This window comes from Streptomyces sp. ST2-7A, from assembly GCF_021390475.1.
In the GTDB taxonomy this organism is placed as follows: Bacteria; Actinomycetota; Actinomycetes; order Streptomycetales; family Streptomycetaceae; genus Streptomyces.
Map to the genome: position 1 here is coordinate 80083 of NZ_JAJUWS010000016.1, position 15855 is coordinate 95937.

A 15855-nucleotide genomic window follows, 5' to 3' on the forward strand; every position below is an offset into this window, starting at 1 on the left:
CCCCCTCCGGCGCGCGCCGCCGACCCGGGGTCGTGAGCCCGCGCCGGGCCCCGGCTCACGGCGTCGCCGCCTCCACCGCTCTGAGGATCCGCTTGTCCGACACCGGCCGTGCGGTCCCCAGCGCGTGCGCGAAGTAGCTCACCCGCAGCTCCTCGATCATCCAGCGGATCTCCCGCACCTCCTCCGGCACCGGCCGGCCCTCCGGGAACCGTGCCCGCAACCGCGCGTGCTCCGCCAGCATCTCCCGCACCTTCGCCATCCGGGCGCGGTCCCGTTCCGCCTGGTGCGGCATCTGCTGCAACCGCCGGTCCACCGCCATCAGGTACCGCATCAGGTCCGGCAGCCGCCGCACACCGTGCCGGGTGACGAACCCCGGCGGCGTCAACCACGCCAACTGCTCGCGGACATCGGCCACCGCCGGCGCCAGCACCGGGCTGCGCACCCCCGACAGCCGCCGCTCGCACGCCTGCAGCGCGGTCAGTACCTCGCGCACCCGCCCGACCACCCGCAGGGTCAGGTCCGTGATCTCCGCCCGCACCGCGTCGAACAGCTTGGTGAACCCCGCCTCGTCCCTGGCCGGGCCGCCGTGTGCCGCGATCAGCCGATCCGCCGCCGCCGAGACGCAGTCCGCGAGCAGTGCCTGGACGTCCCCGTGCGGGGAGGAGGCCAGCGCCAGCTTCGCCGTGTTGTCCAGCTTCCGGGTCACGAACCGCGCCGGGTCCGAGGGCAGCCGCAGCAGCAGCAGTCGTCGCGTCCCGGCCCACATCGCCTCGGCGGCCTCCGCCTCCGTGTCGTACAGCCGCACACCGACCGAGGCGCCCTCGTCGGCCAGCGCGGGATACGCCCGCACCGGCTGCCCGCCGCGCCGCGTCTCCACGACCCTCGGCAACTCCCCGACGCTCCACGAGGTCAGCCCGGTGCGCCGTTCGATCGTCGGGCCGGCGGCGTCCACCGCACCGCCCGCCCCGCCCCCGCCGGCCGTGGCCCCGCCGGCCCCATCGGCGCGCCCCTTCCGGGCCGGGCCGGTGACCGGGGTGCCCTCGAAAGCCCGGTCCACCGCCTCCCGGGCCCGGGAGCGCAGACGGTCGCGCAACGACTCCAGATCCTTGTCCTCCGCGATACCCCGGCCGGCGTCCCGACCGGCCGGACCCGACCGGTTCCGGCCGCGCCCCCGGCCCCCGCCGGAACCGCCGGCCGGCTCGTCCACCACCCGGAAGGTGATCCGCAGGTGGTCCGGGACGTTCCCCGGGGTGAAGTCCGACGGTTCGATCTCCGCGCCGGTGAGCCGGCGCAACCCCCGCGCCAGCGCCTCCACCAGCGGCACCGATCCCGGTTCCGGGCACTCCTGTGCCAGGAACCGCCGCGCCACGTCCGGCGCCGGCACGCAGCGCCGCCGCAGTGGCTTGGGCAGGGTGCGGATCAGCTCCGTCACCACCTGCTCCCGCAGCCCCGGGATCTGCCAGTCGAAGCCCTCCGCCGTCACCTGGTTGAGCACCGCGAGCGGCACGTGCACGGTCACGCCGTCGGCGTCCGCGCCCGGCTCGAACTGGTAGGTCACCCGCAGCCGCAACCGGTCCTGCCGCCAGACGTCCGGGTAGTCCTCACGGGTGATGTCCGCGGCCCGCTCGTTGACCAGCATCGACTTCTCGAAGCCCAGCAGGTCCGGCGCCTCGACGCGTTCGCGTTTCCACCACGAGTCGAAGTGCGCCCCCGACACCACGTGTTCGGGCACCCGCTGGTCGTAGAAGTCGAAGAGTGTCTCGTCGTCCACCAGGATGTCGCGGCGCCGCGCCCGGTGCTCCAGCTCCTCCACCTCGTCCAGCAGCTTCCGGTTCTCCCGGAAGAACTCGTGGTGGGTGCGCCAGTCGCCCTCCACCAGGGCGTGCCGGATGAACAGCTCCCGACAGGTCTCCGGGTCGATCCGCCCGTAGTTGACCTTGCGATTCGCCACCAGCGGCACCCCGTACAGGGTGACCCGCTCGTACGCCATCACCGCCGCCTGCTTCTGCTCCCAGTGCGGCTCGCTGTACGTCCGCTTCACCAGGTGTTCGGCCAGCGGCTCCACCCACTCCGGCTCGATCCGCGCGTTCACCCGCGCCCACAACCGGGAGGTCTCCACCAGCTCGGCCGACATCACCCACCGCGGCGGCTTGCGGAACAGCGCCGACCCCGGGAACACCGCGAACCGCGCCCCCCGCGCGCCCAGGTACTCCTGCTTCTCGGTGTCCTTCAGACCGATGTGCGACAGCAACCCGGCCAGCAGCGACTGATGGATCCGATCCGGGTCCGCCGTCGGGTTCCCGTTCTCCCCGGCCCCGATCCCCATCTGCTTGATCACCGAGCGCAACTGGCCCACGATGTCCTGCCACTCGCGTATCCGCAGCCAGTTCAGGAACTCGTCGCGGCACATCCGGCGGAACGCCGAGGAGGACAGCTCCCGCTGTTGCTCGCGCACGTACTCCCACAGGTTCCACAGCGCCAGGAAGTCCGAGTGCTCCGCCGGCCCCTCCCGGAACCGCCGGTGCTTCGCGTCCGACTGCTGCTGGAACTCCGCCGGCCGCTCGCGCGGATCCTGGATCGACAGCGCCGCCACGATCACCAGCACCTCGCGCACGCAACCGTTGCGCTCGGCCTCCAACACCATCCGCGCCAGCCGCGGGTCCACCGGCAGCTGCGCCAGCCGGCGCCCGGTCTCCGTCAGCCGCTTGCGCGGGTCCTTGTGCGAGGTGTCCAGCGCGTGCAGCTCCTCCAGCAGCTGCACACCCGCCCGCACACTGCGGTGGTCCGGCGGATCGATGAACGGGAACCGCTCGATCTCGCCCAGCCCCGCCGCGTTCATCTGCAGGATCACCGACGCCAGGTTGGTGCGCAGGATCTCCGGGTCGGTGAACTCCGGTCGGGACGCGAAGTCCTCCTCCGAGTACAGCCGGATACAGACGCCGTCGCTGGTGCGCCCGCACCGCCCCTTGCGCTGGTTGGCACTCGCCTGCGAGACCGGCTCGATCGGCAGCCGCTGCACCTTGGTGCGGTGGCTGTAGCGGGAGATCCGCGCGAAGCCGGGATCGATGACGTACTTGATGCCCGGCACGGTCAGCGAGGTCTCCGCCACGTTCGTGGCCAGCACCACCCGGCGGCCCGAGTGGCGCTGGAAGACCCGCTGCTGCTCGGCGTGGCTCAGCCTCGCGTACAGCGGCAGCACCTCCACCGCCCCGGCACCCGCCGGTCGGCCGCCCCCGCCGCCGGGGGTCAGGTGCTTGGTCAGCGCGTCGGCGGTGTCCCGGATCTCCCGCTCACCGGAGAGGAAGACCAGGATGTCGCCCGGACCCTCCGCGCACAGCTCGTCCACCGCGTCCCGGATCGCGGTGACCTGGTCCCGCTCCTCGGCCCGGCCGGCCGGGCCGTCGTCGTCCTCCCCGTCGTCGGTCCGGCTGCCGCCGGGGCGCTCCTCCAGCAGCGGCCGGTACCGCACCTCCACCGGATACGTGCGTCCCGACACCTCCACGATCGGCGCCTCCCCGCCCTCCGGGGAACGGAAGTGCCGGGCGAAGCGCTCCGGGTCGATCGTCGCCGAGGTGATGATCACCTTCAGGTCCGGGCGACGCGGCAGGAGCTGCGCGAGGTAGCCGAGCAGGAAGTCGATGTTCAGGGACCGCTCGTGCGCCTCGTCGATGATGATCGTGTCGTACTGCCGCAGCTCCCGGTCGTGCTGGACCTCGGCCAGCAGGATGCCGTCCGTCATCAGCTTGACCATGGTGTTCGGGCCGACCTGGTCGGTGAAGCGGACCTTCCAGCCGACCGTCTCGCCCAGCGGGGTGTTCAACTCGTCCGCGACCCGCTGCGCCACCGTGCGGGCCGCGATCCGACGCGGCTGGGTGTGACCGATCAGACCCCGCAGGCCCCGGCCCAGCTCCATGCAGATCTTCGGCAGCTGGGTCGTCTTGCCCGACCCCGTCTCACCGGCGACGATCACCACCTGGTGATCCCGGATCGCCTCCCGGATCACCTCGCGGCGGCGACTGACCGGTAGCTCCTCCGGATAGCGGATCTCCGGCACGGAGGCGCGCCGCAGCTCCAGGCGCAGCTCCGCCTCCTCCGCGGCGGCGGCGATCTCCGCCAGCACGGCCGCCCGGGCGGCGGGCTTGCGCACCCGGCGCGCGCCCTCCAGACGACGCCCCAGCCGCTGCTGGTCCCGGGGCATCAGGGCGCGCAGCCGCTCCGCCAGCTCGGCGAAGCCGGGGGCGGAGGGGGCGCCGGGGTCCGTGGGAGACGTGTCGGCGGGGGAACCACCGGTGGATGCCTTGTCGGCGGCACCGGTTCCGATGGTGTCGGAACCGGCGGGGGAGGCGGGGGCCTCGGCGGGGGTGCCGTCGCCGGGCGCACCGGTGGTGCCGGGGGCGGGGGACGGCGCGGGGGAGGAAGCGTGAGTGGACATACCGCCCCCCAGCGTCTCACCCCCCACCCGCCCCCGGCCAACCCATATCGGCGGGTCCTCCCGGGTTTCCCACCGGTTCACGGCCGGATGTGCGCCGGGGCACGAGCCCCGGCTCGATCCCGGTGACCGCGCGCGAGTGGACTCCGCGACCGCTCCGCCCCGCGTGACGCCGCCCTGCTCCGCCGGCAAAGGGATTGAGTGTGCGTTCGATCGGGGCGCGGGGAGCGTGGCCGGATCCACGGAACTCCGTCACGGCTCCGGGAACGGCGCGAGGCTCTGGGCGTGGCAGTGGACTCACCGGTCCGCGTCGAGGATTCTTCGCACGTGGTCGGCCTCTCGCGGGAGGCTGTGTGTCAGGGCGTTCCACAGGATGCCGTGGTCGACGGCGCCGTAGTCGTGGGCGACGAGATCGCGCATGCCCTTCATCGCGCGCCACCGTACATCGGGGTGTGCCGCGGTGAAGTCGTCGTCCAGCCGGGCGACGGCTTCACCGATGCGGTGCAGGATCGCCTCGCCGGAGAGCCGGAGCATCTCGTCGCCGTCGTAGGCTTCGCGGCCTCGTGTGACGAGCCGGGCAGCGGTGGCAGCGAAGTCCAGGAAGTCGTGAAGAGTCTGCCGGGTGCGTGCGTCGAGGGACCCGTGACCGGGTGATCCGGGTTGTGCCGCGGTCACAAGGGCTTAGCCTCCGCCGCGATGGTCGTGTGGCTCTCGCGCAGTCCACCCGCGCTGACGACATCGACCTTCACCCCGAGGATGTCTTCGAGGTCTTGGGCCAGTTCGATCTGGTCGAACAGGGAAGCGTCAGGGGCGAAGGACACCAGCAGGTCGAGATCACTGCCGGGACGATCCTCGCCGCGGGCGACGGATCCGAAGACCTTCACGTCGTGTGCCCCGTGGCGTGCGGCGAGTGCTTTCACCTCAGCCTCGTGTCGGGCGAGCGCGACGGATGGACGTGGCCTTGCGGCGGCGGCCAAGCGTGCCAACATCTTCGGGGAGGGGCGACGGGTGCCGTTCTCGTATGCCGCGATGTTGGGCTGGGCCACGCCCGACAGCTCGGCGAACTCCCGCTGGGTCAGTCCGGCGGCCCGGCGGATGTCGGCGACCTGTGATGCGGAGCTCCGTGGTGTCATGGCAGCCCCCTCTCATCCTTATATCAAGGATATCGCAGCAGGCGCGGATGGTGGGCTGCGATGCCGGAGTCGCAGCGAGATGGACAGCGACGGTCCACCGGCCCGGCCGTCCGGGGCTCGCGGGATCCATCGCGGGAGACGGAGCCATCCCGATTCCGGGAAACACGGCGACACTGTCCACGGCACGGGCTCAGCGCGGGAGACGGAGGGGCTCTGCGGTCGGGAATCACGGTGGTGCGGTGCTGACAGGTCAGCACCGTGTCAGCACGTGAAACCCCTGGGGGAGGGTTGCTGTCAGGGGTGCGCCTTTGCCGGGGGAACGCAACGAGAACGTCCCGGACGGCATGCCGTCCGGGACGTTCTCACTCTGGTGGCTGGGGCCGGGATCGAACCGGCGACCTATCGCTTTTCAGGCGATCGCTCGTACCAACTGAGCTACCCAGCCACGCAGTTCACCGGGGTGATCTGCAAGCGGTCCTGACGGGATTTGAACCCGCGGCCTCCACCTTGACAGGGTGGCGAGCACTCCAAACTGCTCCACAGGACCTTGCAATGTGCGAAACAAGTCTCGCACACGGTGAAACGTGCCCCCAACGGGATTCGAACCCGTGCTACCGCCTTGAAAGGGCGGCGTCCTAGGCCACTAGACGATGAGGGCCGGCGGCCCGCCTGACCGGCTCGTGGCCGTCGGGGACGTGAGAAGCATATGGGATAGCCGGCGGTATCGCCAAAACCTTCCCGCGGCCGGGCCCGGCGACCGGTCGAATGGGCGGGAACAGCCGGCCCACCCGTCCCGGGCACAGGGGGTTCGTGGTGGGGTCCCGACCCCCGTCCCGTTCCCGGGCCCGTGGTTGCCGGAGTGTGTGGGGCCGTGGGTCCGCGTCGCGCGCCGATCCTCTCCACCCCGCGTCCCGGTCCGGCCGGGCCGGGGTGCCGCACAATGGCGGTGTGCTGGAGATGAGCCGCGAGGAGTTCGAGGATCTCGTCAGTCAGGCGCTCGACCGCGTCCCGCCGGAGTTGACCCGGCTGATGGACAACGTCGCCGTCTTCGTCGAGGACGAGCCACCGCCCGAGGAACCCGAGTTGCTCGGGCTCTACGAGGGCACACCCCTGACCGAGCGCGGTGAGTGGTACGCCGGGGTCCTCCCGGACCGCATCTCCGTCTACATGGGTCCCACGCTGCGGATGTGCGCGCGCGAGGGCGGCGACCGCGAAGCGGTGGTCGAGGAGGTGGAGATCACCGTCGTGCACGAGATCGCCCATCACTTCGGCATCGACGACGAGAGGTTGCACGCCCTCGGCTACGCCTGACGAGGGGGCCGGCCCGGGCTGTCGGCCACGACCCGGCCAGGGTCCGACCACGCCCCGGGTCGGGTCGTGGGTGACGCCCGGGCCGGCCCCGGACCGTGCCTCCGGGCTCGGTGCGGCCACGGGCCCGGAGTCCCGGACCGAGGCGGCCTCCGGGCCGGCCCGGAGCCGGCCCGGAGGCCCCCCATACCCGGGACCGGGTATGGGTCGTGGGCCGGGTCTCCGCTTCGGCCCGTGGCCGGACCATGGGCCGAAGCCGAAGCCGAAGCCGAAGCCGAAGCCGAAGCCGAAGCCGGACCGGGGTCGGGGTCGGCTTCGGGGTCGGGGTCGAGCACGTCCCGAATCCGGGGCACGGGCCGGGCCCCGCCGCCGGGGACCGGGGCGAGTTCCCGGCGTGGCGGGACGCCGACCGGCGCGTGGTGAACCCACCCGCCCCCGGGCCGTGTCCCGGGGGCGGGTCCGGCCGTTGAGCAGGGCAACTCCCAGCCATTTCCCCCGGAGGTGCCCGACCCGTGCGCCCCGTCCCGCCCGCCGGGCCCGCCGCCCGGCACGCTGCCCCGTGTGACGTCGGTCCGCCGAGGCCCGGTGCGAGCCGCTCCGCCCGCACCGCCCTGGCCGCCCTGGGCCTGTGCGCCCTCGGCGTCGCGCTCGCCGGTTGCGTCACCGTGGACCCCGAGTCACCTGCCGCGCCGGTGGGTGCCGAGCGCGTCCCCGACGAGCTCGACCCGCCCGTTCCGGGCGCGCCGGCGGCCCCCGGCACGGCAGGTGACCGGGCGTCCCCGGAGCCCTCGCCGGGCGCCTCGCCTCCCTCGGAGGACGAGGCCACCTCGCGGCGGCGTCCCGCCGATGAGGACGGGCGTCCGGGCGCCGACCCGCCGGGCCGTTCGGACGAGGCCCCCGGGCCGTCCCGTCCCGCCGGAAGCGGCGGGGTGTCCCCTGGGGCGCCGCAGCCCTCCCCGTCGGGGCGACCGGCCGATCCACCACCACCCGCACCGGGCTCCGGCGGCGGGGAGGGGGGCGACCGGACGGCCCCGCAGCCGGATCCGATTCCCGATCCACCACCGCCCCCACCGCCGCCACCCCCGCCGGAGGACCCGACCGGTTCCGGTGGTGGCTCCGGTGGGAGCGGTGGGAGCGGTGGGAGCGGCGGGAGCGGCGGCTCCGGTGGCAACGGCGGTCCGGACGGCGGGGGCGAGGACGACGAGTGACGGTCGTCCCCGGGCATCTCCGTGCCGCCCGGCGGAGAATCGTCGGCCTCGTCCGCACCGGTCCGTCGCCGTGATCGTCCGGGGTTCCGTCCCCTGTCCGGGGCGTCCGCGCCCCGGACCTCCGTGGTCCGACCCGACCCGCTCGTCCCGAGCGGCGGGCCCCGGGCAGGAGCGGTCGGTTCCGGCCGGTTCGGAGGGCTCCGCGGGGCCCGTCGGCAGGCCCGTGACGCGGCTCACCCCCGGCCTCCGGGGCTCCGGTTTCCGCAGGTGGGAGCGGTCGTCAGGGGGTGTCGGAGGGCCTTTCGGGAGAACCCGGACGGGAGTCGGTTCCCGGCCGGGCGGTATCGGTTTGCGTCCTCGGTGACACGGTGCGTATGCTTGTAGATCGTTTGATCCCACTTGCCCGGCGCCCGATTGCAGTGCGCCGTGTGGCGCGTTGCTCGTACAGCCGTGGCCGACCGCAGTAGGCGGTTTATTTCGTGACCTACGGAGCCAAGGCGCGTGCCCCTTACTCCGGAGGTTTGTTTCCGCATGTCCACTGCTGCCCACGTTCCCGCGACCGAGGATCTTCTCCCGCCGGACGAGCCCACCACCACCTTCGCCGACCTCGGCCTGCCGGACGAGGTCGTGCGCCGCCTGGCCCACAACGGCGTCACCGTGCCGTTCCCGATCCAGGTCGCCACCATCCCGGACGCCCTCGCCGGCCGCGACATCCTCGGCCGCGGGCGCACCGGTTCCGGCAAGACCCTGAGCTTCGGTCTGCCGCTGCTCACCCGTCTCAGCGGCCGGCGCACCCAGCCCAAGCGCCCGCGGGGCCTGATCCTCACCCCGACCCGCGAGCTGGCCATGCAGGTCTCCGACGCGCTCCAGCCCTATGGCGACGTGCTCAACCTGCGTCTGAAGGTCGTCTGCGGCGGCACCTCCATGGGCAACCAGATCTACGCCCTGGAGCGGGGCGTGGACATCCTGGTGGCCACCCCCGGCCGACTGCGGGACATCATCAACCGCGGTGCCTGCTCGCTGGAGGACACCGAGGTCGCGGTCCTCGACGAGGCCGACCAGATGGCCGACCTCGGCTTCCTGCCCGAGGTCACCGAGCTGCTGGACCTGATCCCCTCCGGCGGCCAGCGGATGCTGTTCTCCGCGACCCTCGAGAACGAGATCGACAGCCTCGTCAAGCGCTACCTGGTCGACCCCGTCAGCCACGAGGTGGACGCCGCCCAGGGTGCCGTGACGACCATGAGCCACCACGTGCTCGTGGTGAAGCCGCGCGACAAGGCCCCGATCACCTCCGCGATCGCCGCCCGCAAGGGCCGCACCATCGTCTTCGTCCGCACCCAGCTGGGCGCGGACCGGGTGGCGGAGCAGCTGCGCGAGGTCGGGGTGAAGTCCGACGCCCTGCACGGCGGCATGACCCAGGGCGCCCGCACCCGGACGCTGGCCGACTTCAAGGACGGCCGGATCAACGTGCTGGTCGCCACCGATGTCGCCGCGCGCGGCATCCACGTCGACGGCATCGACCTGGTCCTCAACGTGGACCCGGCCGGTGACCACAAGGACTACCTGCACCGTTCCGGGCGCACCGCCCGAGCGGGCCGTTCCGGCATCGTCGTCTCGCTCGCCCTGCCGCACCAGCGGCGGACCGTCTTCCGGCTGATGGAGGACGCGGGTGTGGACGCGGCCCGACACATGATCGGTCGCGACGGTCTCTTCAACGAGGAGCTGGCCGCCATCACCGGCGCCCGGTCGCTGACCGAGCTGCAGGCCGAGGCCGCCACCGGTGCCGCCCGGCACGCCGAGCGGGAGGCCACCCGGATGGCCCGCGAGCTGGAGCGGGCGCAGGCCCACGCCGCCGAGCTGCGCTCGGAGGCGGAGAGCCTGATCGGGCGCGCCGCCAAGGAGCGGGGCGAGGACCCGACCGAGGCCATCGCCCTGGCCGCCGCCGAGGAGGTCGCGGAGGAGGCACGTCGTCACGAGGAGCGGGAGGCCCGTCGCGAGGCGCGACGCGTCGAGCGCGAGGCCCGGGGGCCCGAGGAGGGCGCCCGGGGTCGTGACGACCGCCGTGAGGGTCGGGGCGGGTTCCGCCGTGACGACCGTGGTGGTCGTTCCTTCGACCGTGACGACCGCCGTCCGGCCGACCGCGACAACCGTTCGTCCTCCTACCAGGGTCGCCGTGACGACCGCCGTGACGACCGTGGCGGGCGCGGGCCGCGCGAGGGCTTCCGTCGGGACGGGGAGCGTGGCGGGTTCCGTCGCGACGACCGTGGTGGTCGTTCTTTCGACCGTGACGACCGCCGTCCGGCCGACCGCGACAACCGTTCGTCCTCCTACCAGGGACGCCGTGACGACCGTGGTGGTCGTTCCTTCGACCGTGACGACCGCCGTCCGGCCGACCGCGACAACCGTTCGTCCTCCTACCAGGGACGCCGTGACGACCGTGGTGGTCGTTCCTTCGACCGCGACAACCGTTCGTCCTCCTACCAGGGACGGCGCGACGACCGTGGCGGGCGTTCCTTCGACCGTACCGGCGACCGGCGCGACGAGGCCCCGCGCCGCTCGCGCGAGGACTGAGCCGGCCGGGGCGGCCCCGCCGCCCCACCATCCGTGTGCCGAACGGCCCACCCCGGACCCGGGGGTGGGCCGTTCGGCCGTTTCAGGGGTGCTCATCGGGCCTCCCGACCTCCCGAACCGGCCTGCCCGGACCATCGGGGTGGATCGGTGATACCGCTCCGACCAGGGGGTTTCCGGGAGGAAGTGAAGTCGCTCCACAAAGTTGAGTCAGTACTTGGCAGCTTTCCTCGCCGTGGGTTATAAAAGAAGGGACACGGCACCTGGAACGCCGTTCCGAGAGGAGTTGACCCGCCATGCTGATGCGCACCGACCCCCTGCGCGAGTTCGACAAGCTGGCCCAGCAGTTGCTGGGGACCGCCGCGCGGCCGACCGTCATGCCGCTGGACGCGTACCGCACCGGCGACACCTTCACCGTCGAGTTCGATCTGCCGGGCGTCGCCCCCGAGTCCATCGACATCGAGCGCAACGTGCTCACCGTCACGGCCGAACGGTCGCAGTCCCTGCCCGAGGGGGCCGAGCCGGTGCTCGCCGAGCGGTCCCGCGGCACCTTCAGCCGTCAACTGTTCCTCGGCGACTCGCTCGACACCGACCGCATCGAGGCCCGGTACGACTCCGGCGTGCTGACCCTGCGCATCCCGGTCGCCGAGCGGGCCAAGCCGCGCAGGGTCGTGGTCTCCGGCGGATCCGAGCAGCCCCGCGAGATCAAGGGCTGAGCGGCGGGCCGCCCCGGCCGACCCGGAGCGCCCCGCCGACGGCGCCCACCCCGCCCGGGGTGGGCGCCGTTCGCGTGCCGGTGGGTGGGAGGGGCGCGGGTGGGCAGGGGAAAGGCGGAGGACGGGGCGGGCGTTGCCCCCGGGCCCGACCGGCGCCCGAACGGCCGGCCGTGGACAGGGCGTTCCCCGGCTCCCGCCGCTCCCGGCCGGAAATCACCTTCCGAGTCGCTTTTCCCATCAGCCGCGCTGTTGTTCCGCTTCTCAACCGTTTCGCCCCATCGACCCCGGGTACCCGCCCCTCCGGGCCCGAGGGGGCCGGAGGCACCGGATCCCCGCCGGGATCCACCGCGTCCGTCGACGGTGAGAGGAGCGTGCCGCCATGCCCGCCGGATCCAACTCCAAGCGCGAACGACAGTACGAGAAGATCAAGCGGAGCCAACTGGATCAGGGCCGTGGCGAGAAGCGCGCCGAGGAGATCGCCGCCCGCACCGTCAACAAGGAGCGCGCCCGCGCCGGCGAGGCCCGCGAGTCGAGCCGGGAATCCCGTGAGGACATCTCCTCCGGGCGGCGCGGCGGACTGCGCTCCGGACACGGACCCGGCGGACCCACCCGGGACCAGCTCTACGCCGAGGCCAAGCGGCGCAACATCGATGGCCGCTCGCAGATGAACAAGGACGATTTGTCCCGCGCGCTGGGTCGCGACGACTGACCGAATCGACGGGGGCCGGCCGATCGGTGGGGCATCGCCACCTCGACGCGGCGGACGTCGCCGGCACCGCCCGGTTCGGTACCGAACGTTCCCCGCGCGGGATGACGGCCCCGCCCGTCCCGTCCCGGTCGTGTGCGGCCCCGCACACAACCGTGGTCCCGCCCACCGCGCCGGCGCCCCTCGTGATGTCGCTCCGGCCCGCCGGGTCATCCGCCCACAGCCCACCGCCGGGTCCCGTCCACGGCACCCCACGCACCCCGGGAGCACACCCCCATGACCACCGAATCCGGTTCCGCGTCCCCCGATCGCCCCTCCCGCGTCCGTTACGGTTACTTCCTCGCGACCGAGGACCACGGCCCCCGTGAACTCGTCGAGCAGGCCCGGATGGCCGAGGACGCCGGCTTCGAGGCGCTGTGGATCTCCGACCACTACCACCCGTGGGTGGACGCCCAGGGACACAGCCCGTTCGTCTGGTCGGTGATCGGTGCCCTCTCGGAGGCCACCCGCCTGCCGGTGCAGACGGCCGTCACCTGTCCGACCGTCCGCACCCACCCCGCCGTGATCGCCCAGGCCGTCGCCACCGCCGCCGTCCAGCTCGAGGGACGTTTCCGGTTCGGCGTCGGCAGCGGTGAGGCCCTCAACGAACACATCCTCGGCACCCACTGGCCCACCACGCCCGTGCGGTTGGAGATGCTGGAGGAGGCCGTCGGCATCATCCGGGAGCTGCTCACCGGCGAGCAGCTCAGCCACCGGGGCACCCACTACACCGTGCAGAACGCGCGCCTGTACACCGTCCCCGAGGACACCGTGCCGATCGACGTCTCGGGCTTCGGCCCGATCGCCACCGACCTGGCCGCCCGCATCGGCGACGGCTACATCTCCATGGGGCCGGAGGGCGACCTGCTGAACCGCTACCGCGAGCGCGGCGGCACCGGGCCCGCCTCCTCCGGTGTCAAGGCGTGCTGGGACCCCGACCGGGACAACGCCGTGCGGACGGTGTTGCGGTGCTGGCCCAACCTCTTCCTCCCCGGCGAGATGGCCTCCCTGCTGCCCGACCCGCGCCACTTCGAGCAGGCCACACAGCTGATCACCGAACGGCACGTCGAGGACGGACCGGTGCCCTGCGGTCCCGACGCCGAGGCGCACATCAAGGCGCTCACCGCCTCGGTCGACGCCGGTTTCGACCACGTCTACGTCAGCCAGATCGGCCCCGACATGCGCGGCTTCTTCGACTTCTACCGCGACGAGGTGCTGCCGCACCTGCCGCGCTGAGCGGTCCCCGGCCAGGAGACGTCACCCCGGTCCCGCCCCCCGGGACCCCCGGAACCCCCCGAACGACCGTCGACCCGATCCACCATGAAGGAGAGCTTCCCGTGTCCGATGAGCCCCGCCGCGTGGACCCCACCACCCGCCACCCCCGTCCCGAATTCCCCGAGCAGGAGCAGGAAACGCCGGGCCACACCGAGGAGATGAGCCCGCGCCCCGACCACGGCGAGGAGTCCTACCGGGGCTCGGACCGTTTGCGCGACCTGCGGACCGTCATCACCGGCGGTGACTCCGGCATCGGCCGGGCCGTGGCGCTCGCCTTCGCCCGTGAGGGCGCCGACGTGCTGTTCACGTACCTGCCCGAGGAGAAGACCGAGGCCGACGAGACCGTCCGGCTGGTCACCGACGCCGGCCGTCGAGCGGTCGCCGTCGCCTGCGACCTCCGCGAGGAGCGGGAGTGCCGCGAGCTGGCCGACCGCGCCGTCGAGGAGTTCGGCCGGGTGGACGTCCTGGTCAACAACGCGGCGTATCAGATGGCCCAGCCCGACGGCATCGAGGCCATCACCACCGAGCAGTTCGACCGCGTGATGAAGACCAACCTGTACGGGATGTTCTGGCTGACGAAGTTCCTGGTGCCGCACATCCCCGAGGGCGGCAGCATCATCAACACCACCTCGGTGCAGGGGTACAAGCCGTCCCCGCCGCTGATGGACTACGCCATGACCAAGGCGGCGATCAAGAACTTCACCCAGTCGCTCTCCACGCAGCTCATCGAGCGCGGCATCCGGGTGAACGGCGTGGCACCGGGGCCGGTGTGGACGCCACTGATCCCCTCCACCCTGCCGGAGGTCTCCGAGTTCGGCGCGCAGGCCCCCATCGGGCGGGTGGCCCAACCGGCCGAGATGGCACCGGCGTACGTGTTCCTCGCCTCGGCGGAGGCGAGCTACATCACCGCCGAGATCGTCAACGCCACGGGTGGCACCCCGCTGCCCTGACCCCGCGGGCCGGCCCGTCCCGCGACGGGCGTGCCGGCCGGTGCCCATGAACCGGCCCCGGGACGCCTCCCGGGGTCGCCCCGGCGGTCCGCGCCGCCGGGAACGGCCGGGACCCCTCGGCCGCCTCTCGCCCCGGCCCGCGCCGGCCCCCTTCCCCGGGCCGCGCGCGGGCCGGGAGCGTGATGGGAGTGAGGGCGGGGGCGGCGTGTGGTGGCCCGTGGTGGGAGGGCCGCACGGGGATGCCGCCCGAGACGCCCGGGGCCGCCTCGAACCCTTCGCGGGCGCGGGTGGCCCTCGACGAGGGCCGGGTTCGGCCGGAGACGCGGGCACGGCCCGTCCGCCACAGCCCGGGGGCCGTACCGTCCCGCCACACGCCGAGGGGAATCGCCCGCGACCGGCCGCCGGCGGACGGCTATGCTGCTCCCTGCGGGCCGTTAGCTCAATTGGCAGAGCAGTGGACTTTTAATCCATTGGTTGTGGGTTCGAGTCCCACACGGCCTACCGCTGGACCCCGGGTCGGACACCATCTGCCCCGGGGTCGCTGCCGTTTCGGGGCCCGTGATGGCTCCCTGCTCGGCCATCGCCCGGCCGAACGGGCAGAACCGCCGGCCGGGCCGGTGGCTCGTCGGTGTCCCCCACCAACCGGGTGAGGCGCCCGGGTCAGGACGTCAGTGACCGCTCGGCGACGTGGTCCAGTCGTTCGGCGAACACCTTCTCGGCGTCCGGGGTGATGGTGCGCAGGGCGACCATGCCGGCGAGGATGACATCGCAGAGCTCTTTCTCCACGTCCCCCCATGTGTGACCGGTGCCCTTGCTGGGGTTGGAGCGGCTCACTCCGTGGATCGCCTCGGCGACTTCACCGGCCTCTTCGCTGATCTTGAGCACGCGCAGCAGTCGGGCGACCTCGGGTGTGGTCTCGGTCTCGGTGTCGAGCCACCGCACGAGGCGGTCGATGGTGGGCCAGAGGTGCTCCATGTGGTGGGCTCCGTGGTCGTGGCCGGTGGAGTTCACCGGCGAGATGCGCCGGAGGATAGCAGCGGCCCGGGCGTGGAGGTGGCTCGCCCGGAGGTGAACCCCACCGTCCGGGATGACGGGAGGGGCGGATCCGCCCCTCGATCCGCTCCGGCTCGCCCGTCACGTGGGGGTCGCAGCGACCGAACGCGTGAGCGGGTGCGTGAGTGGACGTACCGGCACCACCACCAGCGCGACCGGGACCGGGTTTCCTCGACGAGCCGACCAACCACCTCTCGGCCGCCCCGGTCGACGAGTTGACCGCGGCGATCCGGACCACGAGCGTCGCCGCCGTGGTGGCGGCGACGCACGACCGACAACTGTTGCGGGACCTCGCGGACCGGCCGCGCCCGGAATTGGGCACGAAGTCGAACCCGACCGGTTGAGAACGACGGAGCGGGGCGGTTCCGGGGCCGCCCCCGCCATTCCCGTCGCCGGCCGGGAACCGGATCCGACGGGTAGGACGTGGAAGAGAGCCCGGTACCGGTGGTGCCGGGGCTCCGGAGGAGGCG

At 72.9% G+C, this 15855-nt stretch carries 11 protein-coding genes and 4 tRNA genes; 8 read left to right on the forward strand and 7 right to left on the reverse strand.

Annotated elements, in window-relative coordinates:
• Window positions 1-55 precede the first annotated feature (55 nt).
• From hrpA to LZF96_RS12260, 6 genes are all read right to left on the reverse strand, one after another.
• Window positions 56-4432, reverse strand: a complete 4377-nt coding sequence (hrpA, locus tag LZF96_RS12235; RefSeq protein ID WP_267940785.1) for an ATP-dependent RNA helicase HrpA — start codon at window positions 4430-4432, stop codon at window positions 56-58.
• A gap of 294 nt (window positions 4433-4726) precedes the next feature.
• Entirely contained in the window at window positions 4727-5104 is a 378-nt protein-coding gene (locus LZF96_RS12240; RefSeq protein ID WP_233870191.1) for a HepT-like ribonuclease domain-containing protein, read from the reverse strand.
• Window positions 5101-5562 carry a helix-turn-helix domain-containing protein gene (locus tag LZF96_RS12245; RefSeq protein ID WP_233870194.1) on the reverse strand — a complete coding sequence of 154 codons (462 nt, stop codon included), beginning with the start codon at window positions 5560-5562 and terminating at the stop codon, window positions 5101-5103. Before LZF96_RS12245 ends, LZF96_RS12240 begins: the two co-directional genes overlap by 4 nt.
• A 368-nt stretch (window positions 5563-5930) precedes the next feature.
• A tRNA-Phe gene (locus LZF96_RS12250) sits at window positions 5931-6007 on the reverse strand.
• Between the two features lie 27 nt (window positions 6008-6034).
• Window positions 6035-6109: transfer RNA gene (locus LZF96_RS12255), tRNA-Asp, on the reverse strand.
• 38 nt (window positions 6110-6147) lie between these two features.
• A tRNA-Glu gene (locus LZF96_RS12260) sits at window positions 6148-6220 on the reverse strand.
• Window positions 6221-6510: 290 nt separating this feature from the next.
• On the opposite strand from LZF96_RS12260, the gene LZF96_RS12265 reads away from it, so the two are divergent.
• From LZF96_RS12265 to LZF96_RS12295, 7 genes are all read left to right on the forward strand, one after another.
• The gene (locus LZF96_RS12265; protein ID WP_233870197.1) at window positions 6511-6873 is read left to right on the forward strand and encodes a metallopeptidase family protein; all 363 of its coding nucleotides are present in this window, start codon (window positions 6511-6513) and stop codon (window positions 6871-6873) included.
• 1736 nt (window positions 6874-8609) lie between these two features.
• The gene (locus LZF96_RS12270; RefSeq protein WP_233870200.1) at window positions 8610-10649 is read left to right on the forward strand and encodes a DEAD/DEAH box helicase; all 2040 of its coding nucleotides are present in this window, start codon (window positions 8610-8612) and stop codon (window positions 10647-10649) included.
• A gap of 293 nt (window positions 10650-10942) precedes the next feature.
• The gene (locus LZF96_RS12275; RefSeq protein ID WP_233870203.1) at window positions 10943-11362 is read left to right on the forward strand and encodes an Hsp20/alpha crystallin family protein; all 420 of its coding nucleotides are present in this window, start codon (window positions 10943-10945) and stop codon (window positions 11360-11362) included.
• 379 nt (window positions 11363-11741) lie between these two features.
• The gene (locus LZF96_RS12280) at window positions 11742-12071 is read left to right on the forward strand and encodes a plasmid stabilization protein (RefSeq protein ID WP_233870206.1); all 330 of its coding nucleotides are present in this window, start codon (window positions 11742-11744) and stop codon (window positions 12069-12071) included.
• Window positions 12072-12344: 273 nt separating this feature from the next.
• Entirely contained in the window at window positions 12345-13343 is a 999-nt protein-coding gene (locus LZF96_RS12285) for a TIGR03557 family F420-dependent LLM class oxidoreductase (protein WP_233870209.1), read from the forward strand.
• 101 nt (window positions 13344-13444) lie between these two features.
• Window positions 13445-14332: an SDR family oxidoreductase gene (locus LZF96_RS12290; RefSeq protein WP_233870212.1), complete on the forward strand. Its 888-nt coding sequence runs from the start codon at window positions 13445-13447 to the stop codon at window positions 14330-14332.
• Between the two features lie 428 nt (window positions 14333-14760).
• Window positions 14761-14833, forward strand: a tRNA-Lys gene (locus LZF96_RS12295).
• Between the two features lie 159 nt (window positions 14834-14992).
• Here the strand turns inward: LZF96_RS12295 and LZF96_RS12300 are convergent.
• Window positions 14993-15307, reverse strand: coding sequence for a MazG-like family protein (locus LZF96_RS12300; RefSeq protein ID WP_233870291.1), 315 nt, complete (start codon window positions 15305-15307; stop codon window positions 14993-14995).
• A 203-nt stretch (window positions 15308-15510) separates the two neighbouring features.
• Here LZF96_RS12300 and LZF96_RS12305 point away from each other — a divergent pair, with 203 nt between their 5' ends.
• Window positions 15511-15729, forward strand: a complete 219-nt coding sequence (locus LZF96_RS12305) for a hypothetical protein (protein ID WP_233870304.1) — start codon at window positions 15511-15513, stop codon at window positions 15727-15729.
• The last annotated feature ends 126 nt before the right edge of the window (window positions 15730-15855 follow it).

Bases quoted from the DNA above. Each gene is read 5' to 3' on its own strand.
- LZF96_RS12300 (WP_233870291.1), bottom strand. From the start codon at position 15,307: ATGGAGCACCTCTGGCCCACCATCGACCGCCTCGTGCGGTGGCTCGAC.
- LZF96_RS12285 (WP_233870209.1), top strand. From the start codon at position 12,345: ATGACCACCGAATCCGGTTCCGCGTCCCCCGATCGCCCCTCCCGCGTC.
- LZF96_RS12270 (WP_233870200.1), top strand. From the start codon at position 8,610: ATGTCCACTGCTGCCCACGTTCCCGCGACCGAGGATCTTCTCCCGCCG.
- LZF96_RS12245 (WP_233870194.1), bottom strand. From the start codon at position 5,562: ATGACACCACGGAGCTCCGCATCACAGGTCGCCGACATCCGCCGGGCC.
- LZF96_RS12275 (WP_233870203.1), top strand. From the start codon at position 10,943: ATGCTGATGCGCACCGACCCCCTGCGCGAGTTCGACAAGCTGGCCCAG.
- hrpA (WP_267940785.1), bottom strand. From the start codon at position 4,432: ATGTCCACTCACGCTTCCTCCCCCGCGCCGTCCCCCGCCCCCGGCACC.
- LZF96_RS12280 (WP_233870206.1), top strand. From the start codon at position 11,742: ATGCCCGCCGGATCCAACTCCAAGCGCGAACGACAGTACGAGAAGATC.